This is a genomic window from Noviherbaspirillum humi (assembly GCF_900188095.1).
Lineage (GTDB): Bacteria > Pseudomonadota > Gammaproteobacteria > Burkholderiales > Burkholderiaceae_D > Noviherbaspirillum > Noviherbaspirillum humi.
In genome coordinates this window covers 403333-429748 of the sequence record NZ_FZOT01000001.1, presented here as the reverse complement: position 1 = coordinate 429748, position 26416 = coordinate 403333, and the positions used below count along the sequence as shown (strand labels likewise).

The 26416-nt window shown below is 66.8% G+C and carries 27 protein-coding genes; 7 read left to right on the top strand and 20 right to left on the bottom strand.

The features are described from left to right. The 10 genes from gspE to gspG are packed head-to-tail and all read right to left on the bottom strand — an operon-like array spanning position 1 to position 9468. On the bottom strand, positions 1-1437 hold the full coding sequence (gene gspE, locus CHB88_RS02080) for a type II secretion system ATPase GspE (RefSeq protein WP_089397616.1): 1437 nt from the start codon (positions 1435-1437) through the stop codon (positions 1-3). Between the two features lie 17 nt (positions 1438-1454). Beyond that, positions 1455-3740 carry a type II secretion system secretin GspD gene (gene gspD, locus CHB88_RS02075; protein WP_089397615.1) on the bottom strand — a complete coding sequence of 762 codons (2286 nt, stop codon included), beginning with the start codon at positions 3738-3740 and terminating at the stop codon, positions 1455-1457. Next, the gene (gspN, locus tag CHB88_RS02070; protein WP_089397614.1) at positions 3737-4510 is read right to left on the bottom strand and encodes a type II secretion system protein N; all 774 of its coding nucleotides are present in this window, start codon (positions 4508-4510) and stop codon (positions 3737-3739) included. The genes gspD and gspN overlap by 4 nt, the downstream gene beginning before the upstream one ends. Positions 4511-4541: 31 nt before the next feature. Next, positions 4542-5066 (bottom strand): type II secretion system protein GspM, encoded by a 525-nt coding sequence (gene gspM / locus CHB88_RS02065; RefSeq protein WP_089397613.1) that lies wholly within the window; start codon positions 5064-5066, stop codon positions 4542-4544. Further along, positions 5063-6313 carry a type II secretion system protein GspL gene (gspL, locus tag CHB88_RS02060; RefSeq protein ID WP_089397612.1) on the bottom strand — a complete coding sequence of 417 codons (1251 nt, stop codon included), beginning with the start codon at positions 6311-6313 and terminating at the stop codon, positions 5063-5065. The genes gspM and gspL overlap by 4 nt, the downstream gene beginning before the upstream one ends. 10 nt (positions 6314-6323) lie before the next feature. After that, entirely contained in the window at positions 6324-7331 is a 1008-nt protein-coding gene (gene gspK, locus CHB88_RS02055; protein ID WP_176442286.1) for a type II secretion system minor pseudopilin GspK, read from the bottom strand. A 1-nt stretch (position 7332) separates the two neighbouring features. Further along, the gene (locus CHB88_RS02050; RefSeq protein WP_089397869.1) at positions 7333-8097 is read right to left on the bottom strand and encodes a prepilin-type N-terminal cleavage/methylation domain-containing protein; all 765 of its coding nucleotides are present in this window, start codon (positions 8095-8097) and stop codon (positions 7333-7335) included. A gap of 11 nt (positions 8098-8108) precedes the next feature. Continuing rightward, positions 8109-8510 carry a type II secretion system minor pseudopilin GspI gene (gspI, locus tag CHB88_RS02045; protein WP_089397611.1) on the bottom strand — a complete coding sequence of 134 codons (402 nt, stop codon included), beginning with the start codon at positions 8508-8510 and terminating at the stop codon, positions 8109-8111. Between the two features lies 1 nt (position 8511). Then, positions 8512-8991 carry a GspH/FimT family pseudopilin gene (locus CHB88_RS02040; RefSeq protein ID WP_089397610.1) on the bottom strand — a complete coding sequence of 160 codons (480 nt, stop codon included), beginning with the start codon at positions 8989-8991 and terminating at the stop codon, positions 8512-8514. 12 nt (positions 8992-9003) lie between these two features. Next, a complete protein-coding gene (gene gspG, locus CHB88_RS02035; RefSeq protein WP_176442285.1) occupies positions 9004-9468 on the bottom strand; it encodes a type II secretion system major pseudopilin GspG in 465 nt (154 codons plus the stop codon). 326 nt (positions 9469-9794) lie between these two features. Here gspG and CHB88_RS02030 point away from each other — a divergent pair, with 326 nt between their 5' ends. Next, positions 9795-10148, top strand: a complete 354-nt coding sequence (locus CHB88_RS02030) for a cupin domain-containing protein (RefSeq protein ID WP_089397608.1) — start codon at positions 9795-9797, stop codon at positions 10146-10148. 80 nt (positions 10149-10228) lie between these two features. Here the strand turns inward: CHB88_RS02030 and CHB88_RS02025 are convergent, their stop codons facing one another. The 5 genes from CHB88_RS02025 to CHB88_RS02005 all read right to left on the bottom strand — a co-directional run bounded on the left by CHB88_RS02025 (position 10229) and on the right by CHB88_RS02005 (position 13074). After that, positions 10229-11233 carry an NAD(P)H-dependent glycerol-3-phosphate dehydrogenase gene (locus CHB88_RS02025; protein WP_089397868.1) on the bottom strand — a complete coding sequence of 335 codons (1005 nt, stop codon included), beginning with the start codon at positions 11231-11233 and terminating at the stop codon, positions 10229-10231. 20 nt (positions 11234-11253) lie between these two features. Continuing rightward, positions 11254-11730, bottom strand: a complete 477-nt coding sequence (locus CHB88_RS02020) for an SH3 domain-containing protein (RefSeq protein ID WP_089397607.1) — start codon at positions 11728-11730, stop codon at positions 11254-11256. Positions 11731-11745: 15 nt separating this feature from the next. Then, a complete protein-coding gene (gene secB / locus CHB88_RS02015) occupies positions 11746-12258 on the bottom strand; it encodes a protein-export chaperone SecB (RefSeq protein ID WP_089397606.1) in 513 nt (170 codons plus the stop codon). Between the two features lie 139 nt (positions 12259-12397). Then, the gene (grxC, locus tag CHB88_RS02010; RefSeq protein ID WP_089397605.1) at positions 12398-12661 is read right to left on the bottom strand and encodes a glutaredoxin 3; all 264 of its coding nucleotides are present in this window, start codon (positions 12659-12661) and stop codon (positions 12398-12400) included. Positions 12662-12672: 11 nt separating this feature from the next. Then, positions 12673-13074, bottom strand: coding sequence for a rhodanese-like domain-containing protein (locus CHB88_RS02005; RefSeq protein ID WP_089397604.1), 402 nt, complete (start codon positions 13072-13074; stop codon positions 12673-12675). Between the two features lie 139 nt (positions 13075-13213). On the opposite strand from CHB88_RS02005, the gene gpmA reads away from it, so the two are divergent. The 4 genes from gpmA (at position 13214) to CHB88_RS01985 (ending at position 17781) form a co-directional block, all read left to right on the top strand. Then, the gene (gpmA, locus tag CHB88_RS02000; RefSeq protein ID WP_089397603.1) at positions 13214-13960 is read left to right on the top strand and encodes a 2,3-diphosphoglycerate-dependent phosphoglycerate mutase; all 747 of its coding nucleotides are present in this window, start codon (positions 13214-13216) and stop codon (positions 13958-13960) included. Between the two features lie 51 nt (positions 13961-14011). Next, the gene (locus CHB88_RS01995; protein WP_089397867.1) at positions 14012-15385 is read left to right on the top strand and encodes a murein hydrolase activator EnvC family protein; all 1374 of its coding nucleotides are present in this window, start codon (positions 14012-14014) and stop codon (positions 15383-15385) included. A 3-nt stretch (positions 15386-15388) separates the two neighbouring features. After that, on the top strand, positions 15389-16864 hold the full coding sequence (locus tag CHB88_RS01990; protein WP_089397602.1) for a S41 family peptidase: 1476 nt from the start codon (positions 15389-15391) through the stop codon (positions 16862-16864). A gap of 158 nt (positions 16865-17022) precedes the next feature. Further along, the gene (locus CHB88_RS01985) at positions 17023-17781 is read left to right on the top strand and encodes a HesA/MoeB/ThiF family protein (protein ID WP_089397601.1); all 759 of its coding nucleotides are present in this window, start codon (positions 17023-17025) and stop codon (positions 17779-17781) included. Between the two features lie 29 nt (positions 17782-17810). Here the strand turns inward: CHB88_RS01985 and CHB88_RS01980 are convergent, their stop codons facing one another. Together CHB88_RS01980 and CHB88_RS01975 are read right to left on the bottom strand one after the other, a co-directional pair. Then, on the bottom strand, positions 17811-20822 hold the full coding sequence (locus CHB88_RS01980; protein WP_176442284.1) for a PAS domain-containing hybrid sensor histidine kinase/response regulator: 3012 nt from the start codon (positions 20820-20822) through the stop codon (positions 17811-17813). Between the two features lie 141 nt (positions 20823-20963). Beyond that, entirely contained in the window at positions 20964-21884 is a 921-nt protein-coding gene (locus tag CHB88_RS01975; protein WP_089397599.1) for a LysR family transcriptional regulator, read from the bottom strand. A gap of 110 nt (positions 21885-21994) precedes the next feature. On the opposite strand from CHB88_RS01975, the gene CHB88_RS01970 reads away from it, so the two are divergent. Beyond that, positions 21995-23161, top strand: a complete 1167-nt coding sequence (locus CHB88_RS01970) for a mandelate racemase/muconate lactonizing enzyme family protein (protein ID WP_089397598.1) — start codon at positions 21995-21997, stop codon at positions 23159-23161. On the opposite strand, the gene CHB88_RS01965 is transcribed toward CHB88_RS01970, so the two are convergent. Continuing rightward, positions 23158-23817: an NAD(P)H-binding protein gene (locus tag CHB88_RS01965; RefSeq protein ID WP_089397597.1), complete on the bottom strand. Its 660-nt coding sequence runs from the start codon at positions 23815-23817 to the stop codon at positions 23158-23160. The genes CHB88_RS01970 and CHB88_RS01965 overlap by 4 nt on opposite strands. Positions 23818-23958: 141 nt before the next feature. On the opposite strand from CHB88_RS01965, the gene CHB88_RS01960 reads away from it, so the two are divergent. Further along, the gene (locus CHB88_RS01960) at positions 23959-24870 is read left to right on the top strand and encodes a DMT family transporter (protein WP_089397596.1); all 912 of its coding nucleotides are present in this window, start codon (positions 23959-23961) and stop codon (positions 24868-24870) included. Between the two features lie 12 nt (positions 24871-24882). Here CHB88_RS01960 and CHB88_RS01955 read toward each other — a convergent pair whose 3' ends face one another. Together CHB88_RS01955 and CHB88_RS01950 are read right to left on the bottom strand one after the other, a co-directional pair. After that, positions 24883-25773 carry a DMT family transporter gene (locus tag CHB88_RS01955; RefSeq protein ID WP_089397595.1) on the bottom strand — a complete coding sequence of 297 codons (891 nt, stop codon included), beginning with the start codon at positions 25771-25773 and terminating at the stop codon, positions 24883-24885. Positions 25774-25864: 91 nt separating this feature from the next. Next, the gene (locus CHB88_RS01950; protein ID WP_176442283.1) at positions 25865-26239 is read right to left on the bottom strand and encodes a DCC1-like thiol-disulfide oxidoreductase family protein; all 375 of its coding nucleotides are present in this window, start codon (positions 26237-26239) and stop codon (positions 25865-25867) included. Between the last annotated feature and the right edge of the window lie 177 nt (positions 26240-26416).

Sequence of the window (26416 nt, the reverse complement as noted above, 5' to 3'; positions counted from 1 at the left end):
CTAGTCCTTCGCCACCCGCAGCAGCTCGGCCCGGGTGGTGATGCCTTCGGCGATCCAGCGCTCGCCATCCTCGCGCATGGTGCGCATGCCGTTCTGCTGCGCGGCGGCGCGGATCTCGGCTTCGGAGGCCTGGTCGTGGATCTGCTTGCGGATCTCGTCGGTGGTCTGCAGCAGCTCGTAGATGCCGACCCGACCCTGGTAGCCGGTATGGCCGCACTTGTCGCAGCCCACCGCCCGCCATTCCGGGCCGCCGTTCGGGTCCGGCTCCTTGCAGACCGGGCACAGCTTGCGCACCAGTCGCTGCGCCACCACGCCCAGCAGCGAGGACGACAGCAGGAAGGGTTCGATGCCCATGTCCAGCAGTCGCGTCACCGCCGCGGCGGAGTCGTTGGTGTGCAGGGTGGCCAGCACCAGGTGGCCGGTGAGCGAGGCCTGGACCGCGATCTGCGCGGTTTCCAGGTCGCGGATCTCGCCGATCATGATGATGTCCGGGTCCTGGCGCAGGATGGCGCGCAGCGCCTTGGCGAAGGTCATTTCGATGCGCGGGTTGACCTGGGTCTGGCCGACGCCCGCCAGCTCGTATTCGATCGGGTCTTCCACCGTCAGGATGTTGGTGGACGGACCGTTCAGGCGCGACAGGGCGGCGTACAGCGTGGTGGTCTTGCCGGAGCCGGTCGGGCCGGTGACCAGCACGATGCCGTGCGGCTGGCTGATCAGCTTGTCGAACTCCTGCTCCACGTCGGGACTCATGCCGAGATGGTTCAGGTCCATGCGTCCGCCTTCCTTGTCGAGCAGACGCAGCACCGCGCGTTCGCCATGGCCGGTGGGCAGCGTCGAGACGCGCACGTCGACCGGCTTGCCGCCGACGCGCAGGGTGATGCGGCCGTCCTGCGGCAGGCGCTTCTCGGCGATGTCGAGCTGGGCCATGATCTTGATGCGCGAGATCAGCGAGGCATGGATCGCCTTCTTCGGCTTGACCACGTCGCGCAGGTTGCCGTCGACGCGAAAGCGCACCACCGAATTCCGCTCGAAAGGCTCGATGTGGATGTCGGAGGCCTCGTCCCGCAGCGCCTGGGTCAGCAGCGCATTGATCATGCGGATCACCGGCGCATCGTCGGCGGCTTCAAGCAGGTCCTCGATGGCCGGCATGTCCATCATCAGCTTGTTCAGGTCGAGGTCGGACTCGACCTCGTCGACCACCTGGGCGGCATCGCCGCCGGAACCGGCATACGCCTGGGCGATGGCGGCCTGTAGGGCGTCGGCGGACATCGGCTTGAGCTTGACGCGGCCGAAGCGGCGGCTGACCTCCGCGATGGCGCTGGGCTTGGTGGTTTCCGACACCCAGACTTCGACGGCATTGCTGGCCGCCTCGCTGCGCCGCGCCAGCAGCGCATGGTCGCGGGCAAAGGCATAGGGGAGTAGTCGGGTGTCGCTCATGGTTGGCTCGTCTGCGGTTACTGGTTGCGGTTCGGTTCCTGCGCCGGGGCAGGAACTATGGGTATGCCGGGGGCCGGCAGCGGCGTTTGCGCCGGAGCCGGCTCGGTTCCGATCACCGGCTGGGTGGTGGTGTTGATGGCGCCTTCGCCGATGCCTTCGCGGCGGGCCGGCGGCACGTTCAGCACCGCGCCGCCCACCGGCCGGCCATCTTGCAGCGGCGGCAGCACCGGCGCCTGGATGTTCGGCAGCACCAGGCTGTTGGCCGGCTGGGCCTGGGTCTCGACGCCGCGGATGTAGTCGTAGCGATCGGCCATGACGCTGGTGTTCTGCTCGGAACTGCGGATCACCGTCGGCCGCAGGAACACCATCAGGTTGGTCTTGGTCTGCTTGCGGTTTTGATACTTGAACAGGCCGCCGACCACCGGCAGGTCGCCGAGGCCGGGCACCTTCTCCTCGCCGCCCTGGGCGGTATCCTCGATCAGGCCGCCGAGCACGATGACCTGGCCGTCATCCACCAGCACGTTCGATTCGATGGAACGCTTGTTGGTGATGATGCCTGCCGTATTGGACGTGTCGCGGATGCTGGAAGTTTCCTGGTAGATGCCCAGCTTGATGGTGCCGCCCTCGGAAATCTGCGGCCGCACGCGCAGCGACAGGCCGACGTCGCGCCGCTCGATGGTCTGGAACGGGTTGGTGCCGGCAGCCGCGGTGGTGTACTGGCCGGTGATGAAGGGCACGTTCTGGCCGACGATGATGCGCGCTTCCTCGTTGTCCAGCGTAATCAGGTTCGGCACCGACAGGATGTTGGCGCCGGCCTGGGTTTCCAGCGCGCGGGCGATGGCGCCGAGGCCGAGACGGCCGTTGATCTGGCGGAAGATGCCGAGATTCAGGCCGTTGCCGGGCAGCGTCGCGGCGGTCGCGGTGCCGGTGGAACCGGCCGCCTGGGCGGCGGCGAGGTTGAACAGGTTGTTGCCGCCGGTGGAGAAAGAGGTGCCGCCGCCGATGCGGTAGGAACTGTTGGAGTCGCCGGTCAGGCCGAGCCACTGCACGCCGAATTCCGCCGCCTTGTCGGCCGACACTTCCACGATCAGCGATTCGACATAGACCTGGGCGCGGCGCGAATCGAGCCGGTCGATCACCGCGCGCAGGTTGCGGTACACGGTTTCGTTGGCGGTGATGATCAGGGTGTTGGTCGCCGGGTCGGCCTGGATGAAGCCGGCGGCGCCGCCGGTCGGCAGGGCGCTGGCGGCATTGGTCGGCTGGGTCGGGTTCAGCGGGGTGCTGCCGCCGAGCTGGCCCGGCTGGGCGCCGGAAACGTTCACCGGCTGGGTCGGCTGCTGGCCGGGCTGGGTGGTGGTGGCCCCGGTGACGGAAGCATCGGCGGCGACCACCGCCCGCAGCGTCTGCGCCAGCTTGACGGCGTCGGCATTGCGCAGGTGGACCACGTGCACGTTGCCCGGCAGGTCGGTGGGCTGGTCGAGCTTGGCGATGAGCGACTTGGCGAGGCTGGCGCGGGCCGGCGACGGCGCGCGGATGATCAGCGAATTGGTGCGGGTGTCGGCCTGCACCGAGACCCGGCTGGCATCGATCGCGCCCGGCGCGGCGGCGGTGCCGGTGTCGAGCAGGCGGTTGACGCTGGCGGCGAGGTCGGTGGCGATCGCATGCCGCACCGGCACCACGTCGAGGTCGCCGGTGGCCGGCACGTCGAGCGAGGCGATGATGCGCGCCAGGCGCTTCAGGTTGTCGGCATAGTCGGTGATGACGATGCTGTTGTTGCCCGGGTTGGCATTGATGGTGTTGTTGGGCGAGATCAGCGGCCGCAGCACCGGCACCAGGTTGTTGGCCGATTCATAGTTGAGGCGGAAGATCTGGGTGGCGATCTGGTCGCCGCGCACGCCGGAGGAAGCGGTCACCGGCGGGCCGGCCTGCAGCTTGGCGTCGGCTTCCGGCACCACCTTGGTGTAGCCTTCGCTGCGCACCAGCGCGAAACCCTGCAGCCGCAGCGAGGAGGCCAGCAGGCTCAGGGCCTGGGCCTTGGTCACCGGCCGCTCCGACACCAGGTTGATGGTGCCCTTCACCCGCGGGTCGATGATGAAGGTGGTGTTGGTGTAGTGGCCGATGGCCTTCACCACCGCCTCGATGTCGGCGCCGACGAAGTTCAGCGTCGCCTGGTTGGTCGACGGGTCCTGGGCGAAGGCGGCCGGCGGCAGCGCGGTGGACAGCGCGGCCAGCAGCGCCACGGTTGCGCGCCAGTGGCGGCGCGCCGCCCTGGATCCGGATTGGGGTGTTGGTTGTTTTTTCATTTGAGCTCTAGCGCTATGATGTTTTTGTCGCCTTCTCTACGGCGTTGACCCAGCAAATTCAGCAGATTTGCCAACCGTTCCTCTTGCCCTTCCTCGGCTTCCGCCCGGCCCGAAAAACGCAGCCGGCCATTGGCCAGCGTGCCGCTGCCGGAGAGCAGCATCGGCCCGTGCAGCGTCTTCAGGTTCAGCGTCGCCTGCTGCCCGCGCCAGTCCATCGCCAGCAGATAGGCCCCGAGGGGCTTCACCGGCGACAGCCGCGAGGACATGTCATTCATTTCCAGCGTGGTGCTGCCCACCAGGCTCGCGTTCTGCCCTTCGCGCGCCACCTGCAGCGCATTCCACGACAGGCGCATGCGCCCCGACGGCTGGATGGTATTGAGCGGCGCGCCAAGGCCGGCCAGCCGCTCCGCCGGCAGGTCCACCGCCGCCGCGCTCACGTCCCACTGCTGCCAGTTGCCGGTGATGCGCACCGGCTGCGACAGCGCCGCAGGATTCTCGACCCGCATGTCGACCTGCCCCACCAGCACCAGCGGCGACAGCGTCCAGGCGAAGCGGCCCGGCAGCAGCGGCGTCACCGGGTCGACCCCGCTGGGCGCGCCGCCGATGAAGGCCGAGCCGTGCCACAGCGAGCCCTGGGCGTCGCCGAGGGTGATGCGGCCGCCAGTCTGCTTTTCCACCAGCGGCGCCAGCCACGCCGCCGGCAGGAAGACGAAGACCGTCAGGCCCACCACGACCAGCGCTGCCAGCAGCCACAGCATCAGCCGCCGCATGCCGTCTCCCTGCCCTGCATGACGGCGCGCGTCATCGCGCCGCCTGTTCGCCGCGCACCTGGCGCAGGGTGAAGGTGGCATTGACGATGTCGACCTCCTGCTGCGCCTCGACGGTGGCTTCCACCACCGACAGCCGGGCGGAACGGCGCATCTCGTCGAGCCAGTCGACGGTGGCGGCGAACGACGCCGCGCTCAGCTGCACCCGCGCCAGATCGCCGTTGAACACCACGTTCTGCGGCTTCAGGCCGCGCGACGTCAGCGAGGACTCCAGGCTTTCCCGGGACAGCGCCGGCACCGGCGCGGCGGCCTTGTCCGACACCGCGCCGGCTTCCTGCGCCAGCGCCTGCACTTCGGCCGCCTGCTGGCGCAGCGTCGGCAATTTCTTTTCGAGATTCTGCCGGCCGCTGATGGCCGGGTCGATCAGCAGCAGATAGCACAGGCCGAATACCGCGACCGCCGCCGCCAGGGCCAGCAGCGCACGCTCGCGCGGATTGCGCTCGCCCCAGAAGCCGGACCAGGACTGGCCGGCGTTTTGCATTTGCTCGCGCAGGCTCATTTGCCGCTCCTGATCTGCCAGACGTTGCTGCCCGCTTCGGTCGCCGACAGATTGCGCGCCGCCAGCGCCGGGCGGATCTGCTCCAGCGTGGCGCCGCTGCCCGGCTTGAGCTTGACCGTCAGCGCACGGTCGCGGTATTCGAGGCCGGCCACCTGCTTGCCGGCCTGTCCGGCGGCGCTCCAGGCGTCGCCGAAGCCGGCGGCCAGCGACAGGAAATCATCCGGCGCGGCCTGGCCGGCCTCGCGCTTGCCGGCCGCGATCTTCTGGCGCAGCTGCGCCACCGGATCGACCACCACGGTTTCCTTCGGATAGGCGGAGCGGTAAGTCTGGATCATGCGCTGCTGCAGGCTGTCGGCTTCGCGCTTCATGCGCAGCCAGTCGATGTTGAGGGCGGCGGCATTCACCGCCAGCAGGGCGGCGGCCAGCGCCAGCGGCCAGCGCCACGGGCGCCAGTTGAAGCGCTGGCTGCCGCTGCCGGCAAGGCCGCTCATCATGTTGAGCGAAGCGGCGTTGGCCGCATCCACCCAATGGTTCCAGTTGTCGGCTGCCAGCTCGATGCGCTCGCCGATGTTGGGATTGGCGGCCAGCGTCGCCTCGAAGGCTTCCATGCGGGCCGGCGGCACGAACAGCCGGATGCGTCCGGCCGGCACCACCGCCGACAGGGTTTCGATCACTTCCAGCGGCGCGGTTTCCGGCTGCTCGGCCAGGATGGGCAGGCCGACGCCTTCCTGCGCCGCGGTGCGCAGGGTGACGTCGATCTCGGTATCGTGCTGGCTCACTGCGGCGGATGCCGTGCCGGGCTCCAGCGGCAGGCAGAGCTGGGATGGCACGGCGGAAACGCGCCTGGCGCCGAGGGCTTGCATGGTGCTGGCCAGCAGTTCCAGCCAGCTGCGCTGGATTACGGCCACGGTGCGCAGGCCGTCGACGGTGTCGCCCGGCACCAGCACGCATTCCGCCGGGTCGCTCATGATCTGGTCTTCCACCATGTTCGGCAGCGCCGTCTTCAGGCGCGCCGCCGACAGCGGCGGCAGGTTCAGGCGCAGCAGGGTAACGTCGCTGGCGGCCAGCAGCAGCACCACGGCGCTGGCCTGCTGCACCGCGCCGCTCAGTTCCGACAGCGTGCCGGCGCCCTTGGTCTGCACCTTGGCGCCGTCGCTTGCCAGCGCATACTGGCACAGCAGCGCAGCGCCGGATTCGGCGCTGTCGGCGGCGGCCTTGGAAGGCAGGCGTATATACAGTGTACTCAAGGCATCCCTTCTAGTTCTCGCGTATCCAGATGACTTTGGTGTTCAAGCCGTTGCGCTCGATGAGCGCTTGCATGTTCAGCGTGGCCCGGTTCAGGCGCACGTCGCCGAGAACCAGGAAAAAGCTGGTCTTGACGTCGATCGATGCGCCGCCGATCGACTTGCCCTGCAGGCGCTGGGTGAAGTCGGCGGCGTCGCGGAAATAAGTGCGTTCCCTGGCGGCTACCAGCGCGTTCGCCTCGGCCAGCGACAGGCTTTCAATTCTCGCCGCCAAGACCTCTGCCGGCGCGGTGTTGACATTGACCGGAGTCAAGCCCGCGCGCGCTGGCAGCACGATCACGAAATCCTTCACCTTGTCCAGCATCGCCGGCGTGAAGCCGGTCACCGCCAGCAAGTCGTCCGCCTGCCAGATCGGCATCGGCTTGGCCTGCCCGCCGGCGCCCGGCGTTGCCGCGCCGCCGGCCTGCCCCGCCTGTCCCGCCACTGCGCCGGCGCTGATGCGGGCGCGCTGGGCCGATGCCAGCAGATCGGCCGTGGCCTGCGCCAGCGCCGGCTCCAGGCGCAAATTGGTCAGCAGCCGGCCGAACACCGCCACCTCTCCCGGATTCGGCTTGCCGTCGGTGGCGAGGTTGTTCAGATTGAACCGCCCCTGGGCATCGGTGATGCCGCCCGACAGCGCCGCGTCCGGCACGTCGGCCTGGCTTTGCGCATTATCCACGTACTGGTCGAGCCGCGTTTCCGCCAGCTTCACCGCCCAGGGCTCGCCGAGGTAATCGACTTTGGAGAAGCGCGCATCCTCGCGCAGGATCAGACGGGTCCAATCCAGCGCGCCGCGCAGGATCCACTGCTTCTGCAGCTGCAGGCGCTGGTTCTCGATGGAGCGCACCTGCACCTGCTGCTGCCAGAACAGGCTGGCGACGATGGTGATGGCCAGCGTGGTCAGCAGCAGCGCGGTGACCACCGCCACCCCGCGCTGCTTCCGACGCAGGCGTGCCTGCCGGATCGTCACACGGGCGGCCATGCTAGACCGCCCCCAGCAGGAAGATCTTCACCAGGTTGGCGCCGCTGCTGCGCGGCCGCAGCGACACTTCCAGCCCGGTGAGCAGCGTGTTCTGCTGATTCTGGGCCACGGCCGCCGCCGCGTTGGCATTTGTGCCTGCGGTATTGGTCGTGCCCGTGCCGTTGGTCGTGCCGGTGGTCCCGGTCGTGCCGGTGTTGCTGCCGGCATTCTGGCTGCTTCCCGGCACGAGGGTCGATGCGGTGGTCGGGTTCGCGCCCTGGCGCCAGCCGTTGCCGTCCGGCACCCAGGAGCGTATCGCCATCTCGTCGATGTCGGATTCCAGCACCACCGGCTCGATGCTGTCGCTGTCGCCGAGCATGTTGGACCAGAAGGTATCGAGTTCGCCGAGATCGCGCGTGGCCGGCGATTCGCGCCGGCTCAGCACGCCGTCGCGCAGGCGGTAGGCGACCACCTGCAGCCGAGACGGCTGGTTTTCGGCGAAGGTGGTGCGGATCAGCGTCAGCCGGCCAGAGGAAGCCTGCAGCGGCTGGCGGGTGCCGATCAGCGACTCGTCGGCCACGTTCAGGCAATCGGTCTGCATCTGGGCGAAGGCCAGCTGCAGACCGCGGGTCTGGGTCAGTTCGCTGGTGAGGCCGACGCGGGCGCGCACGATGGTATCCAGGCCGCGCCAGCCGAGCACCGCCACGATCGCCAGCACGCTGATGGCCACCAGCAATTCGATCAGGGTGAAGCCGCCGGCGTGGCGGGTGGATGGGGATGCGCGCATGCCGGCCATGCTCAGCTGCCCGAAACGATTTGCGCCAGCTTGATGATGCGGCGGTCGGTCTGTTCGGCATCGAACACGCTCACCTCCACCCGGCGGAAGAAGGGATTCGGCGTGGACAGCACTTCTTCCTCGCACACCAGATTCAGCGTGCCCTGCGGGCATTCGAAGGAACGCTTGCCGACCGGCGGATACTCCTTGGCCAGGCGGATCTGCGCCAGCCGGTTCTCGGCCGACCAGGTCGCCATCATCGAGGTGCGCAAGCCGCTGCTGTTCTGGGTCAGGCTGCCGACGGCGCGCAGGCTGGAACCTAGCGCCGTACCGACGATGACCAGCGCCACCAGCACTTCCAGCAGGGTAAAGCCTGCCGTCCGCCGCTGCGCCCGGCAGGGCGATGAGATTCGCCTGCGCTTCATATCACTCCACCACAAAATGGCCGATGCCGTCGGCACGGATGGCGACCACCGAGTCGCCCGCCGACATGCGCAGCACGAAAGGCCGGTCCACCGGCTCGCGGCCGAAGACGACGCGTAGCGGATTGCCCTGCCCCGCCGACGCCGGGCTGATTGCCAGGCCCACCGGCGGACGCTTGAACTCCCGCTCGCGCAGCAGTTCATCATTCGACATCGCCTCCCAGCTGCTGCCGTTGCGGATCAGGAAGCGGTAGCGGTCGTCCTGCGCCTCGAAGGCGATCGGCCGGTTGCGCACGATGGCCTCGTCGCGCGCGAGCTGCATCAGCAGGGCGATGCGCTCGGCATCGCTTTGCAGCACCTGGCGCTCGCTCGGCATCGCGTTCATCGTCGCCACGCCGAGCGTGATGCCGACGATGACCAGCACCACCAGCAGCTCAAGCAGGGTAAAGCCGCGCTGCGGGCGCGTCCTGCCTAGCCTGTTCATGTCAGCCTTCGATCAGAGGTCCCAGGAACCGATGTCGGCATCGACGCCGGCACCGCCGGGCTGGCCGTCGGCGCCATAGGAAAACACGTCAATCTCGCCTTTCACGCCCGGAGACAGGTATTGGTAGGCATTGCCCCAGGGGTCCTTGGGCAGCTTGTCGATATAGCCGCCGGTCTTCCAGCCGTTCGCCGCCGGGCCGGTGGTCGGCTTCGCGGTCAATGCCTGCAGCCCCTGCTCGGTGGTCGGATAGCGCTGGTTGTCCAGCTTGTACAGTTTCAGCGCCTGCATCAGCGTGGCGATGTCCTGGCGGGCAGCGGTGATGCGGGCGTCGTCGGTGCGTCCCATCAGCTTGGGCACGACCAGGGCAGCCAGAATACCCATGATGACCACGACGACCATGATCTCGATCAAGGTGAAGCCGCGCTGCAGCATGCGTGGGCGCGCGCGGCGACCGGAATCGGAGAAAGCTATTTGCATAGTGATTTTGGCAAGAAAGTTACAGAGAAGAATATACAGAAGTATAAGGCCGCGAGACAGGTCTTTTATTACGCGCAGGCAAGGTGCTGCACGAGCCCATTGATCTTTCGCAACTTCTGCGACGCGAGACGTCGTCCTTGATTTCTCCCCGATGACGTCTGCACCAGCTGACTTTGATCAAGGCCGTTGCCTGAAGTTTCCGGCTTCGACGAAGGATTGCCGCATTTCGGCTCGGCACGCGCCGAAACCGGGGGCCGGCATTGCACTCTTGACAGCGAACCCGGTCGAACACATGGCCGCTCAAGGCTTATCAAGGAGAACCGCCCATGTCACTTCATCACGCCATTTCGGGGGAAAGGATACGCATTCATCCACCGGCGGAAAACCTGCCGGATTCGCAATCGGTCGCCCTGCTCAAGTCGGAACAGCTGGAAGTCATGCGACTGGTGCTGGCTGCCGGCAGGACGGTGCCGCCGCACGACGTTCCAGGCGAAATCACGCTGCAGTGCCTGGATGGCGCGGTCGAGGTGCAGGCGCATGGAAAGACCGAAACGCTCAATGCCGGCGAGATGCTTTTTCTGGCCGGAGGCATTTCTTATTCACTGCATGCGCCGCGCGACGCGGTGGTGCTGATGACCGTGGTGCTGACGCGGGACGATAGCGGCAAGCTGCTCAGCTGAGGCCGCAGCGCATCCGCGGCCAGCGCCGACGACGTTGGCGAGGCGCCGGTCGCCGCGGAGAGATCGAGCCGAGAGCGCCGTCAGATGGCTTCGGTGCGCGGGTCCCGCGCCAGCAGCCGGGCGACCATCTGCTGCGGCGAGTCGCCGTCAAACAGCATGTCCACCACCGCCTGGGTGATTGGCATATCCACACCCAGTTCGCCGGCCAGCTCGCGCACGGCGCGGGCGCAGCGCACGCCCTCGGCCACGTGGCCGAGTTCCGCAACGATTACATCGAGCGGCTTGCCCTGGGCCAGCCCGAGGCCGACGCGGCGGTTGCGCGACAGGTCGCCGGTGCAGGTGAGGATCAGGTCGCCGATGCCGGTCAACCCCATGAAGGTTTCCAAACGCCCGCCGAGAGCGATTCCGAGCCGGGTGATTTCCGCCAGGCCGCGCGTGATCAGCGCCGCCCGCGCGTTCAAGCCGAGCTGCATGCCATCCACCACGCCGGTGGCAATCGCCAGCACGTTCTTCACCGCGCCGCCCACTTCCACGCCAGCCAGGTCGTCGCAGGTATAGATCCGGATATGACGGCCATGCACCGCCTGCAGCACGGTGTCGCGCAGGCCGGCATCGCGCGAGGCGATGGTCAGCGCGCACGGCAGGCCGCGCGCCACTTCCTGGGCGAAGGACGGGCCGGAAAGCGCGCCGGTCGGCAATTTTTCCCCCAGCACCTGCTGCACCACCTGGTGCGGCAGCAAGCGGGTGTCTTCCTCGAAACCCTTGCACAGCCAGACCAGGTTGGGCAGGTCGCGGCCGCGAAGCTGCTCCGCCAGCGGGCGCAGGCCGGCGACGGCGGTGCCGGCGATCAGCAAGGAAGGCTGGCCGGCGGCGCAGACATGCGCCAGCGCCTGCTCCAGGTCCGAGGTCAGGACCAGGCTGGCAGGAAGGGGAAAGCCGGGAAGGTAGACGGCGTTTTCACGCTGCTGGTCAGCCGCCGTCATGGCCTCGGCATTGCGCCCCCACAGCAGGACGCGATGCCGCTCCGCCAGGGCGATGGCCAGGGCCGTGCCCCAGGCGCCGGCGCCGAGGATGGCGATCCGCATCGGCGACGAAGCGGCGGCGTTCATTCGCCCCAGACCTCGGCCGACTTGATGAAGCCGACCTGGCCATCGCGGTGGCGCACCTTGACCCAGCCGGCCGCTGCCGGCTCCAGCAGGTCGAGCAGCACGCCCTTGTCCGCGCTGAACACGACCGCCGAGTTGTCATCCGCCGCCGCCCGTATCCGGCTGCCGGCGGCATTCACGACCACGGTGCGCCTGGCCGCCAGGGCCTTGGCCTCGAGCCAGGCCATGTCGCCGCTGGCGTCGCGCACCTTGACCCAGTCGCCGTAGGTCAGCACCACTTCGACAGGCATGCCGCGCGGGGCGACGAACAGCTTCTTGCCCTTGACCGATGGGGTGTCGTACAGGATGGCCGGACTGGCGCCGACCGATTTGAAATCGAGCGCCTGCGCGGACGCGCCGCACAGGGCCAGGACGGCGAAAACCGCCGAGCGCGCGGCACGGCAGGGCCGGCCGCGAGATGCTGCTGCAAACCGCATGATGCTTGCCGACGGTTACTGCCGCGCGGCGCTGCCGTCCGGCATGATCAGGCCGGATCCCTGCGGCTGCTGTTGCTGCTGCTCGGCCAGCGCCTGCAGGCGCTGCTGGTAGAACACTTCGAAGTTGATTTCGGCCAAGTGCACCGGCGGGAAGCCGGCGCGGGTGATCACGTCGGCGATGTTGGCGCGCAGGTAGGGATAGATGATGTTCGGGCAGCCGATGCCGAGCAGCGGATCGAGCTGCTCCATCGGGATGTTGCGCGCCTCGAAGATGCCGGCCTGCTTGCCCTCGACCAGGAAGGCAACCTTCTCGCCGACCTTGGAGGTGACGGTGATGGTCACGGTGGATTCGAAGATGCCGTCGGCCAGCGCCTCGACGCCGACGTCGACCGAGACTTCGATGTTCGGCGCCTGCTGCTCCAGGAAGATAGCCGGAGAATTGGGCTGCTCCAGCGACATGTCCTTGAGATACACGCGCTGGATCTGGAATACGGGCTGCTGATCGGGTTGCTGGTTCTGGTCGGACATGGGATGCCTTCAGTGTGAAATTGATAAACGGGCGGCGGGCGCCGCCCGGGATGATAATCCAATGGGAAGGAGAATGACAGGCAGGGACGGATTTGACTGCCGGGAATCAAGACCGCATGCCGCGGCCCGATGCCGGACTTCAGGCGCCTTGCAGCAGCGGCTCGAGCTTGCCGGCGCGGTCGAGCGCGCTCAGGTCGTCGAAGCCGCCGACATGAGTCTCGCCGATGTATATCTGCGGCACGGTGCGGCGACCGGTCTTTTCCATCATCGCCGCCCGCTGCTCCGGGTCGAGGTCGATGCGGATCTTCTCGATGTTCTCCACGCCCTTGGCCTTGAGCAGGCGCTCGGCCATGACGCAATAGGGGCACACGCCGGTGCTGTACATGAGGACTCGTGCTGACATGCTTTTCTCCGTTATTTGGCCAGCGGCAGACCCTGCGCCTGCCAGGCTGCCTGGCCGCCTTCGAGGCTGGCGACGTCGCTGAAGCCTGCCTTGGTGAACTGGGAGGCCGCCTGGGCCGAGCGGGCGCCTGACTGGCACACGATGATGATGGTCTTGGCCTTGGATTTTTCCAGCTCGCCTATCCGGTTTGGCAACTCCTTGAGCGGAATGTTCTTGGCGTCGCGCAGATGGCCGGCGGCGAATTCCGACGGTTCGCGCACGTCGACGATGACGCTCTTGCCCTGGTTCATGAGCTGGGTGGCCTGCAGCAGGGAAACGGTGCGGCCGCGCCGCTGCAGGTTGGGCCACAGCAGCGCGCCGCCGGAAAGGAGTGCGATGCCGATGAGCCAGATGTTATCAATGATGAATTTCACGGGGTTCCAGTGGTTCGAATGGTTTTAAGCAATCCCAACATTATAAAATAGAAGGCGCTGTACCATTTCCCATCACTCCAATCCAAGCAGACGCATCAGCAGAGACTTCGCTCCGCGTCCCACACTTCAAGACATCGACATGTACAAGATCGTATTCATGCGCCACGGCGAATCCACGTGGAATCTCGAGAACCGCTTCACCGGCTGGACCGACGTCGACCTCACCGAGAAGGGCCGCGAGGAAGCGCGCCAGGCCGGCAAGATCCTGAAGGAAGCCGGCTTCACCTTCGACATGGCTTACACCTCGGTGCTCAAGCGCGCCATCCGCACCCTCTGGATCACCCTCGACGAAATGGACCTGATGTGGATCCCGGTGGTCCACAGCTGGCGCCTGAACGAGCGCCACTACGGCGCCCTGCAGGGCTTGAACAAGGCCGAGACCGCTGCCAAGTACGGCGACGAGCAGGTGCTGGTCTGGCGCCGCAGCTACGATACGCCGCCGAATCCGCTGGAGGACAGCGACAACCGGACGTCCTTCAACGATCCGCGCTATGCCGAACTCAGCCGCACCGACATCCCGCTGACCGAATGCCTCAAGGACACCGTCGACCGCGTGATGCCGGTGTGGAACGAAGCCATCGCGCCGGCCATCCGCGCCGGCAAGCGCATCATCATCTCCGCCCATGGCAATAGCCTGCGCGCGCTGATCAAGAGCCTGGACAACATCAGCGACGAGGACATCGTCGGCCTGAACATCCCCAACGGCCAGCCGCTGGTGTACGAGCTGGATGAAAACCTGAAGCCGATCCGCAGCTACTATCTGGGCGACCAGTCGGCCATCGAGGCGGCGATGAAGGCCGTGGCCAGCCAGGGCAAGTCCAAGTAAGCGGCAAGGAAACAGACCGTGACAGTCACCCGCTCCGCCGCCGTCGCCATCATGGCGTCGGCCGCGCTGCTCTGCCTGGCCAGCGGCGCGGCGCTCGCCGCCCGCTCCAGCGAGCGGACGCAGCAGAAGCAGGCAGCCGAGGCGGAGCGCGCCGAGCTGAAGCAGAAGCTGGAATCCCTCAAGCGCAGCATCATGGCTACCGAGGCGGCGCATGGCCACGCCGCCGACGAGCTGGCGCATTCGGAACGCGCCATTTCCGAGGCCAATCGCCGCCTGCATGAACTGGACCTGGAACAGAAGCAGACCGAGGGCAAGCTGCAGGAACTGGCGACGGAGCAGGACAGGCTGGCGCGCGCCATCGCCGCCCAGCAGAAACGGCTGGCCACTTCACTGCGCGAGCTGTATCACGCCGGCAATGAAGACCGCATCAAGCTGCTGCTGTCCGGCGACAACCCGAACCGCATCAACCGCGACCTGCAGTACATGGGCTATGTGTCGCAGGCCCAGGCGAAACTGGTGAACGCGCTGCGGGCCGACATGGAGGCGAACCAGCAGAACCAGGCCGAGGTTCAGAAGGCGCGCGATGTGCTGGAAGACATTGCCGACGAGCAGCGAGAGCAGAAGGGCTTGCTGGAGAAGGAAAAGACGCGCCATGCGACGCTGGTGGCGCAGTTGTCCGGCAAGCTGTCGGCGCAGCGCCGCGAAGCCGACAGCATCGTGCGCGACGAGCAGCGCCTGGGCGCGCTGGTGGAACGGCTGGCCAAGTTGATCGAGGAACAACGCCGCGCCGAAGCGCTGGCGCTGGAAAAGAAACGCCAGGAAGAAAAGCAGCGCCAGGAAGCCTTGGCCCGCGCCCGGGCGGAAAAGCAGGCCAGGCTTGCCGGCAGGAACAGCGCCAACGGCAAGATCAATGGCAAGCCGGCAACGAAAAACCCCGATGCGATCGACGATGACGAGCCGCCGACAAAAATCGTTGCGCGCAATGAACTCACGCCAGTTGCCCACGTCCAAGACGCTGGGCTGGAGCGCGCTTTTGCCGCCCTGCGCGGCCAGTTGCGGTTGCCCGTCAAGGGCGATCTGACTGCCAGGTTCGGCAGCCGCCGCGGCGACGGCCCCAACTGGAAGGGCCTGTTCATCCGCGCCCCGGAAGGGGCGGAAATCAAGGCGGTGGCCGCCGGCCGGGTGGTGTTCGCCGAATGGCTGCGCGGCTTCGGCAACCTGATCATCATCGATCATGGCAGCCAGTACATGACCATCTACGGCAATAACCAGGCCGTACTGAAGCGCGCCGGCGACGCCGTCAAGGGCGGCGACGTGATTGCCAGCGCCGGCAACAGCGGCGGCAGCGAATTTTCAGGTTTATACTTTGAGATGCGGCACCAAGGCCGCGCGTTTGACCCTCTGGATTGGGTAACTACTAGGTGATACATGGGCAGCAAACTTAAGAATTTCAGTCTTATCGGCTTGGGCGTCATTGCCGGCATCGCCGGATCGATGCAATTCGACGCCACCGCGCAGAAAAGCGCCGCCACGCTGCCGCTGGAGGAGTTGCGACAGCTCGCCGACGTGTTCGGCCTGATCAAGTCCGACTATGTCGAATCGGTCGACGACAAGAAGCTGCTGACGGAAGCGATTTCCGGCATGGTGGCGTCGCTCGATCCGCATTCCGCCTACCTCGACAAGAAAGCCTTCAAGGAGTTGCGTGAAGGCCCCCAGGGCCGCTTCGTCGGCCTCGGCATCGAGGTCGGCATGGAAGACGGCTACGTCAAGGTGATCTCGCCGATCGAGGATTCGCCGGCGCACAAGGCGGGCCTGAAGGCGGGCGACCTGATCACCCGGCTCGACACCACCCCGGTCAAGGGCCTGACGCTGGACGAGGCGGTCAAGCGCATGCGCGGCGAGCCGAATACCAAGATCACCCTGACCATTGCCCGCAAGGACGAGGACAAGCCCATCATCCTGACCATCGTGCGCCAGGAGATCCGGGTGCAGAGCGTGAAGTCGAAAGTCATCGAGCCGGGCTATGCCTGGATCCGCGTTTCCCAGTTCCAGGAACCGACGGTGGATGACCTGGCCAAGCGGCTCAACGCCATCTACGCCCAGGAACCGAATCTGAAAGGCCTGGTGCTCGACCTGCGCAACGATCCGGGCGGCGTGCTGCCGGGCGCCATCGGCGTGTCGGCCGCCTTCCTGCCGAAGGACGTGCCGGTGGTCTCCACCAATGGCCAGCTGCCGGATTCGAAGGCCACCTTCTACGCTCGCCGCGAGTTCTACACCTCCTCCCGCGCCGCGCTGAGCGATCCGCTCTCCAGGCTGCCGGAAGCGGTGAAGAAAGTGCCGATGGTGGTGCTGGTCAACACCGGTTCCGCTTCCGCTTCCGAGATCGTGGCCGGCGCGCTGCAGGATTACAAGCGCGCCACCATCATGGGCACCCAGACCTTCGGCAAGGGTTCGGTGCAGACCATACGTCAGCTGTCGGCCGATACCGCGGTGAAGCTCACCACCGCCCGCTATTACACGCCGAACGGCCGCTCCATCCAGGCCCGGGGCATCGTGCCCGACTTGCTGGTGGACGAAACGGCGGAAGGCGACGGCTTGAACGGCCTGCGTTTGCGCGAAGCTGACCTCACCAAGCACCTGTCGAACGACAAGGACAAGGAAGAGGCGGCGCGCGCCAAGCTGGACGAGCTCGAAGAGGAGCAGCGGCTGGCGGCGCTGGAGAAGAAGCGCAAGCCGCTGGAATTCGGCGGCAAGGACGACTTCCAGCTGGTGCAGGCGCTCAACCACCTGAAGGGCCAGCCGGTGCAGCTCTCGAAGACGGCGAAGATCGAAAGCAAGAAGGAAAACACCATCAACGACGAGAAGAAGAGCAACAAGAACGAAACCACCGTGCCGAAGAAATAAGCGGCGCCGCTCCCGTTCTCCGTTCGCCGGAAGGCCGCCCTGGGCGGCCTTTCTTTTTGCGCTGCGGCTGCGGGCACTCTGGCTGACCACGGCCGATCTTCCTGCGCCCAGACGGATGATTCGATTAGAATCCTCGCACCCCACCATCAAGCCACGCCATGAACGACCAGCAATTGCTGCGCTACTCGCGCCACATCCTCCTCGACGAAATCGGCATCGAAGGCCAGGAGCGGCTGCTGCGCGGCCATGCGCTGGTGATCGGCGCCGGCGGCCTCGGCTCGCCCGCCGCCTACTATCTCGCCTCCGCCGGGATGGGCAAGATCACGCTGGTGGACAACGACACGGTGGACCTGACCAACCTGCAACGGCAGATCCTGCACACAACCGAACGCATCGGCCAGCCGAAGGCGGATTCCGGCAAGCGCACGCTGGCGCAGATCAACCCGGAAGTGGCGGTGGAAGCGGTGGTGGAGCGCGCCGACGACGCCCGGCTGGATGCGCTGGTGGCCAGCGCCTCGGTGGTGCTCGACTGCAGCGACAACTTCATTACCCGGCATGCGGTCAACCGCGCCTGCGTGCGCCATGGGGTGCCGCTGGTATCGGGCGCGGCGATCAAGTTCGACGCGCAGATCTCGGTGTTCCATCCGGTGACGGAGCAGGCGCCATGCTATGCCTGCCTGTTCCCGCCCGACCAGCAGTTCGAGGAAGTGCTGTGCTCCACCATGGGCGTGTTCGCGCCGCTGGTGGGCATCATCGGCACCATGCAGGCGGCGGAAGCGCTGAAGCTGGTGGCGGGCATCGGCGAATCGCTGGCAGGCCGCCTGCTGCTGCTCGACGCCCGCAGCATGGAGTGGACCAGCATCAAGGTGGCGCGCAATCCGGCCTGCCCGGTCTGCGGCCAGCGCCATGCCGGCTGAACGAAATCACGCTGCGGCGACCCGCCCGCTCAATGCAGCGGGGCCTGAGCGCAAGCCGGTGCAGCACTCCCCTCTTCCTGCATGATCGGCTTCAGGACCGCTTCGATTGCCTGAAGCGTGTCGCGCAGGCTGGCGGCAATTTCATCGGCTTCGGCCAGGCTGCCGCCGTCCCGGTGCGCTTCGAGCGCCTGCCACAAGGCGGCGAAGCCCAGCGCGCCGACCGCTCTCGCGCTCGACTTGTTGTAGTGACCGATGCGGGCCAGCCGCGCCGGATCCTGGGCTTCCAGCGCCGCTTCCAGTTCGCGCATGCCGTATTGCGCCGACTGGAGGAACTTGTCGGCAAACCGGCGCATCCGGACCGGATCGCCTTGCGACAGCGAAGCCAGCGCATCCATGTCAATCACCTCGGCGCTCGCTGCAACAAGCGCCGCTTCCGGCGCCGGTTCCGGGTTCGCCGTCATCCCGGCAGACTCCACGGCGGCGAGGTGGCGCGCCAGCGTCCGGTACAGGACATCCGGTGTGACCGGCTTGGTGATGAAGTCATCCATGCCGGCAGCAAGGCAGCGCTCCCGGTCTTCGGTGCCGGCATTGGCGGTCATGGCGATCACCTTCAGCGTCGCCAGGCCTGGCATGCGTCGCAGCCGGCGCGTGGCTTCCAGGCCGTCCATGACCGGCATCTGCATGTCCATCAGCACGCAGTCGAATGTCTTTCGCTGCAGCATTTCCAGCGCCTGCTCGCCATGTTCCGCAACGGCCGCCTCGACGCCGGCAGCCGCCAGCAGTTCGCAGGCCACCTGCTGATTGAAGGGATTGTCTTCCACCAGCAGAATGCGCGCGCCCTTCACGGTTTGTTGGGCCTCATCGCTTGACGGCGCATCAGGCTTCTCGGTGTTGACGTCGCCCGCCGCCACGGCGAAGGAAGCACAGAACCAGAAGGTGCTGCCGCGTCCCGGTTCGCTGTCGACGCCGATCTCGCCGCCCATGCGTTCCACCAGCTGCCGACAAATCGCCAGCCCAAGACCGGTGCCCCCATATTGGCGGGTGATCGACGCGTCCGCCTGCCGGAAAGGCTGGAACAGGTTGGCGACATCTTCCGCACGGATGCCCACGCCCGTATCCTGCACCGCGAATTTCAGGCGGCACGCTTGCGCATCCCGGGCCAGCACCGTGATGCGCACCGTGACGCCGCCATGCGCCGTGAATTTCACCGCATTGCTGCACAGGTTGATCAGAATCTGCCCAAGCCGCAGCGGATCGCCCACCAGCCGGCGCGGCACGGCAACCTTGACCCTCACCTGGAAGTCGAGGCCCTTGCCATGCGCACGCGGTCCGATCTGGTCGCTGACGGTGCGCATCACATGCTCAAGGTTGAACGCCACCGCTTCCAGCTCCATCCGGCCCGCCTCGATCTTCGAGAAGTCCAGCACATCGTTGATGATGCCGAGCAGATGCTGGCCGGCGCCCAGGATCTTTTCCAGATAGCCGCGCAGCCGCGGCTCCGGCGACTGCATCAGGGCCAGGTGCGCCATGCCGATGACGCTGTTCATCGGCGTGCGGATCTCGTGGCTGATGTTGGCCAGGAACTCGCTCTTGGCCTGGGTGGCGGCTTCGGCCGCCTCCTTGGTCTCGCGCAGTTGTGCCTCCGCCTGCTTGCGCTGGGAGATGTCACGCAGGAAGGCGCTGAAGATGAAGCCCTGCTGCTGGCGGATGGCGGTCATGCTGATCTCCAGCATGATTTCATGGCCGTCCCGATGCAGGCCCGGCAGCTCGAGCCGCCGGCCGGCAAAGGGCGCATCACCGGTGCGCAGGAAGCGCTGCAGGCCGCGCACATGCGCTTCACGCAGATGCTGCGGGATGATGAGCTCATGCAGGAAATGGCCGATCGCCTCCTGCGCCGGCCAGCCGAAAATGGCTTCGGCATGCGTGTTCCATTCGATGATGCGTCCGCCGGCATCGATACAGAGGAAGGCCTCGTGTGCGCTGGACAGGATGGCGCGCAATTGCTGTTCGCTGGCCTGCAGCGCCCGCTCCGCCAGGGTAGCGGCGGTGACATCCTGCGCCACGCAAAAAATCCGGCGCTGGCTCGCGACCCAGCGGGCGGACCACTTCATGAAAATGGTTTGACCGTCTTTCCGAATGAAGCGGCCGCGCTGGTTGGTGAGTGCGCCGCCGCTGACGACTGCGGCGATTGCCTTCTTCGCCGTTGCGCGTTCATCGGGATGCACATGGATCAGGCCGGAAGTGCCGACCAGTTCCTCCGGCGCGTAGCCCCATATCCGTTCGAAGGCGCCGCTCACGCTACGGAACTTGCCCTGTTCGTCCAGGGTGCAGATGACGTCGAACGACAGCTCGGCCAGGTCGTGGATTTCCTGGGTTGCCTGGTTTGCCTGCTGCATCAGCCGGCAGACGGCGCGCCGCACGAAGACGGCGACCAGCACACCGCCGACGCAGAGCAGCATCACGGTGGCGATGCCCGGCATGTGTGAATCGTCGAACCGCTCCAGCGCCTGGCGTTCCAGGCGATCAGCTTCCCGGCTGACCGGCTCCAGCGCCGCGTCCATCAACTCCAGGCTGCGCCGTTGCGCGTCCAGGTAGCGTTGATCGTACGTGCCGCGGGCACGGTCGGCATTGGAAGAACCCGCGGCCAGAATTTCCTCCGCCAGCGGCATCGTGACCTGCTGATCATGCAGCATCAGGATGTGGATGCGGTCACGTATGGCGTCGGTGGGCGCCGACGCCAGCGCAGCATGGAGATAAGCCCGAGCCCGCTCGCCTGCCTGGCGCATCTGATCGCGCCGCGCCTGATGGCGGACGTCGGCCAGGGGAACGATCAGCGCGGCCGCCACCTCCTGGCCGCGCACCATGAATTCATGGCGCGCCCGGTACAGCGGCACGCCCACTTTCTGCACCAGGAAACGGTTGTGCTTGGCGTATTCCTTGCCGAGTTGAAGCTGGTAGCCGAGAAAGACGCTGCCCGCGATCCCGAGCAGCAGCATCAAGGCGAAGCCGATGGTGACCAGACGTGAGATGCGCTTGTTCATGGGTGCCTTGAACGCATGAGAGGGCGGATGCCGGGCCGACCAGGGCGCCCGGGCGCGTTCAAGGATTATTGGTGGCGCGGCCGGCGAACGTCCATATGCCATTTGGCAGACGGGCGCGGCGCTTCTCACGCATTCATGGGATCAGGCAGCAGACCGCTTGCGCCCGTTGCCATCGCCAAGCTGGGAGGCGAGAAAGTCGATGAAGACCCGCACCTTGGCCGGCAGATGCTGCCGGCTTGGATAGTAGACGAACAGGTCGGCCGGCGCCGGCTGATAGTCCTTCAGCACCACCTGCAGACGCCCGGTCTGGAGGTACTTGGCCGCATCCCATTCGGAGCGCAGCAGGATGCCATGTCCTTCCAGCGCCCAGCCGAGCACTACGTCGCCGTCATTGCTCGACAACATGCCGGACACCTTGACGCTGTGGCTGCGGCGGTTGCGCGTCAGGCGCCAGACGCCATGGGCTTCATCGTTCTGGCGATGGAGGATGCAGCAGTGATCTGCGAGGTCGGCCGGCGTCTGCGGCTCGCCATGCCTGCGCAGATAGCTCGGCGCCGCGCACAGGAAGCGCCGGTTCGACATGATGCGGCGCGCGGTGAGCCGCGTGTCCGGCAGCTCGCCGAAGCGGATGCCGAGATCGAAAGCTTCCTCCACCAGGTTGATCGGCCGGTCGGTCAGCTGCAATTGCACTTCCACCTCCGGATAGCGCCGGGCGAAGCCTGACACCAGCGGCGCAATGGTGGTGCGGCCGAAGCCGAGCGTGGCATTCACCCGCAGCAGGCCGCGCGGCTCGTCGCGGCCGCCGCTGACCGACTCCTCCATCTCGCGGATGGCGGCCAGGATCGCGCCGGCCTGGGCAAGGTAGCGCTCGCCTTCATCGGTCAGGCTGATGCGGCGGGTGGTGCGGTTCACCAGGCGCACGCCGAGCCGCCGTTCCATCTGCGCCAGGCGCTTGGTCGCCGCCGGCGGCGTGATGTCGAGTTCCCGCGCCACCGCCGACAGGCTGCCCTTGCGGGCCAGCAGGACGAAAAAGCTGAGTTCCGAGGCAATATCGCTTTTCACCTTGAGTTAATAATGGTTTTCCGGGAAGTGAATTATAGGCCGCGATACCTGGGCTAATCTATGCCACTCGCATGCGCCGACGGCGCGATGAATCCAAGAAAGGTGTTGTCATGAAGATCGTCGAAATCCGGGAAAAGACCCTGCCCATCAGCTCCTCCATCCGCAATGCCTACATCGATTTCAGCAAAATGACGCTGAGCCTGGTGGCGGTGATCACCGACGTGGTCCGCAACGGCAAGCCGGTGGTCGGCTACGGCTTCAATTCCAACGGCCGCTATGGCCAGGGGAATCTGATGCGCGAGCGCTTCATTCCGCGCATCATGGCGGCCAAGCCCGACTCCCTGCTGGACGATGCCGGCACGAATCTCGATCCGCACAAGATCTGGGATTGCATGTTCACCAACGAGAAGCCGGGCGGCCATGGCGAGCGGTCGGTGGCCATCGGCACCATCGACATGGCGGTCTGGGACGCGACGGCGAAGATCGCCGACAAGCCGCTGTTCCAGCTGCTGGCCGAGCGCTACGGCAACGGCCAGCCGAACCGCAAGGTGTTCGTGTATGCCGCCGGCGGCTACTATCATCCGGGCCAGAATCTGGACGCCTTGAAGGACGAGATGCGCAGCTATCTCGATCGCGGCTACAGCGTGGTGAAGAAGAAGATCGGCGGCGCCTCGCTGGACGAGGACCTGCGCCGCATCGACGCCGTGCTCTCCGTGCTGCAGGATGGCCAGAAGCTGTGCGTGGATGCCAACGGCCGCTTCGACATGGATACCGCCATCGCCTATGCCAAGGCCCTGTCGCAGTACGACCTGTTCTGGTACGAGGAAGCCGGCGACCCGCTCGACTTCGAATTGCAGGCGATGCTGCGCAATTACTACGACAAGCCGATGGCCACCGGCGAGAATCTGTTCTCGATGCAGGATGCGCGCAACCTGGTCCGCTACGGTGGCATGCGCCCCGACCGCGACTGGCTGCAGTTCGACTGCGCGCTCAGCTACGGCCTGGTGGAGTATCTGCGCACCCTCGACATGCTGCATGCGCACGGCTGGTCGCCGAACCGCTGCATCCCGCACGGCGGCCACCAGATGTCGCTCAACATCGCGGCCGGCCTCGGCCTCGGCGGCAACGAATCCTACCCCGATCTGTTCCAGCCCTTCGGCGGCTTCCCGGATGGCGTCAGGGTGGAGAACAGCTACGTCACCCTGCCCGACCTGCCGGGCATCGGCTTCGAGGGCAAGGCCGACCTCTACCGCGAGATGGAAGCGCTGAGCCGCTAGAGCCGCTGAGCCGACTGGCGCAAGGCCCGGTTCTCCAGGATGGCGACGCCGGGCGCCGCCGCATGCATCGCGCGCACCAGCGCCGCCGCGACGGCGGCCGCCTCGATCGGCTTCCAGGGCGACGGCAACAGCCAGCCGAAGCGCTTGGCCCATTCCTCGCCCGGCCGGTGTTCGCTGCGCTCGCCGAGCAGCAGCGACGGCCGGACGATGGTCAGGGAAGGAAAATCGAGGGCGCGCAATGCCTGCTCCAGTTCGCCCTTGACCCGGTTGTAGAAAATCATTGAGCGCGGATCGGCACCAGCGGCGCTGACCAGCAGGAAGTGCCGTGCGCCGCGGGCCCGGGCCGCCCTGGCGAGCGCCAGCGGATAGTCATGGTCCACCCGCCGGAAGGCCGGCCGCGATCCGGCGGCGCGCAGGGTGGTGCCGAGCGCGCAGATGACGGCATCGGCATCGAACTCGCCGGCATGGCGGTCGAGATGATCGAAATCGACCATGCATGCCCGCACCTTGCCGCCTCCCGCCAAGTTCTTTAGTGGCCGGCGCGTCAGCGCCCGGACTTCGCGCACACCGGGATCTTCGGCCAGCAGGCGCAGGCAGTGGCTGCCGATCAGGCCGGTGGCGCCGGCGAGCAGGACGATCTTGGCGGTATCGGGCATGACATGCTCCTGATGGCAAACTGTGCGGAATCATCCGATTGTAAGCAGAAGTGACGCCCGTGCGCCGCGGCAAATCCCGCCCGGCCCCCGGGTGTAGAATCAGCGGCTCTCTCATTCCGCTGCCCCGCCGCATCAGACGCCATGCGCGCCGCCGATATCGTCAAGCTAGTTTTCCTTTCTGCCATCTGGGGCGGCTCCTTCATCTTTCTGCGCATCGCCGTGCCGGAACTCGGCCCGCTGCTGACGGCGATGCTGCGCATAGTCATTGCCGGCGCGGCGCTGTTCGGCTTCGCCCTGCTGACCCGGGCGCCGATGCAATGGCGGCGCCACCTGCGCCCTTTCGCGCTGGTCGGCCTGTTCGCCTGCGCCATCCCCTTCAGCTGTTTTTCCTTCGCCGCCCTGCATCTGCCGGCAGCGCATTCGGCGGTGCTGAACGCCACCGCGCCGCTGTTTGGCGCGTTGTTTTCGGCCTGGTGGCTGGGAGAACGCATGACGCTGCCCAAGCTGGCCGGGCTGATGCTGGGCATTGCCGGCGTCGCCATCCTGGTCGGCGCCGGCACGCTGCGCCTGACCGCCCCGGTGCTCCTCGCCGTTGGCGCCTGCCTTGCGGCGGCGGCGAGCTACGCGCTGTCGAGCATCATCGTCAAGAAGACCGGCGTACCCGGCGGCGTGCATCCGATCGCGATGGCATCCGGCTCGCTGGTGATGGGCGGCGCCATGATGCTGCCGGCCCTGCCGCTGGCTTTGCCGATTCCCATGCCGTCGCCCCTCGCGCTGGGCTGCATCGCCGGTCTGGCGCTGCTGTCTTCGGGACTCGCCCAGGCGCTGTTCATTCCGCTGATCGTCAAAGTGGGGCCGACCCGGGCCATGACGGCGTCCTTCCTGATTCCCTTGTTCAGCATGGCCTGGGGCGTGATCTTTCTGGGAGAAGCGGTGCGGCCGCCGACGCTGGCCGGCGGCGCGCTGGTACTGGCGGCGATGGCCCTGGTGCTCCGGTCCGGCCCCGCAGCGGAGCATCCAGCGCAACTGGCGCGCGGAGGAAAACCCGGCTGACGCCGAGGGATGTCAGCTGCCGCGCTTGGCCAGCCAGATGCCGCACAACAGCAGGGCGCCGCCGGCCATCTGCAGCGGCATGACCGCTTCGCCGAAGATCAGCCAGGCGGCAATGGCGGCCGTCAGCGGCTGAATCAGCAGGCTGACCGAGCCGAGCGCCGCCGGCAGATGCGCCAGCGCATAGGCAATTACGGTCTGGCCGCCGATCTGCGCCACCAGGGCAAGGCCGAGCAGCGGCAGCCAGCCGATGGCCGAAGCGGGAAGCAGATTGCCGGAGGAAGCCCAGGCCAGCGGCAGCAAGGCAGCGCCGGTGATGGTCGTGCTCCAGGCCATCAGCCGGGCGGTGGAGTAGGTTTCGCGGGATTGCTTGATCACGAGCTGGTAGGCGGCATAGAACACGGCGCTGCCCAGCCCGAGGGCATCGCCGAGTAGATGGCCGCCGCCATTACCGTCGGCAGGGTCCGCCGTGCCGCCCACCAGCAGGATCGCCCCGGCAGTCGCCAGCCCCATCCCGGCGAGGAAGAGACGGCTGAAGCGCAGCCGGTAAGCCAGCCAAAGCCAGACGGCGATGAAGATGGGCGCGAAATTGGACAGCAGCGTTGCATTGGCCACCGTGGTCATATGCAGCGACAGGTGCCACATGCTCATGTCGCCGGCGAAGTACAGGCCGGACAGCAGCAGGCCCAGGCTGAAGTCGAGGCGCTTGCCGGCAGCGGCGTCGCCGTCCCGGCTGCGCCATGCCCATAGCCACAGCAAAGGCGCGGCCAGCGCCATGCGCCAGAAGGCCGATGCGATCGGGTTGACGTCGGAGAGCCGCATCAGGATGCCGGCGAAGCCGATGGCCATGCCGCCGGCGAGCAGGGAAAAGAAGGCCAGCAAGGGCAGGGTTCGCGGAGACGGCATGGCGCGGTGCGAGTGGCAAAGAGCCGCAGTGTACTGAGCTTTTCCCTCCGCCGCAGGGAAAACCGGCGGGCGCAGGCCGGCGGACTGCGGATCAGGAAGTGCGCGGCCGGCACAGCCGCAGGGCCATCCGGCGACCCAGCCTGAACATCGGATGGAGCAGGCCAACCCGGCACGCGCAGCGCAACAGGCGGTGCAGGCAGTTCAGCCGGCGGCGGGGCTCGGACAGCAGCGCGAGTGCATGCATCGCATCGGCGCCGTAGTAGGCGGCGTCCCCGATCAGCACCAGCATTCCCTGCTCCAGGTCGTAACCGGCCTGCATCAAGCCTTCGGCGAGTTCCGGCATGGCGCGTATGTCGATCAACCGCACCGGCGCGAAAACCTCGCGCAGCCGCAGCAGGCGGACATAGGCGTGACAGAAAGGGCACACGCCGTCAAAGAAAATGCTGACTCCGGTATTGGCAACCATGGCAAGCGGGGCTAGCGTAGAAGTGAGGTCATGGGCGCTCCGTCGTTCGGGTTGAGGCGGAGCAGCAAACATCGAATCGGACCGAGCCGCCGGGTAAAGCATGCGGGTCCGAATGGGAAACGAGGCGCAACGCCTCCCGGCCGGCGACATCCCGCCTCGGGAAGCGAGCCGTCCGGA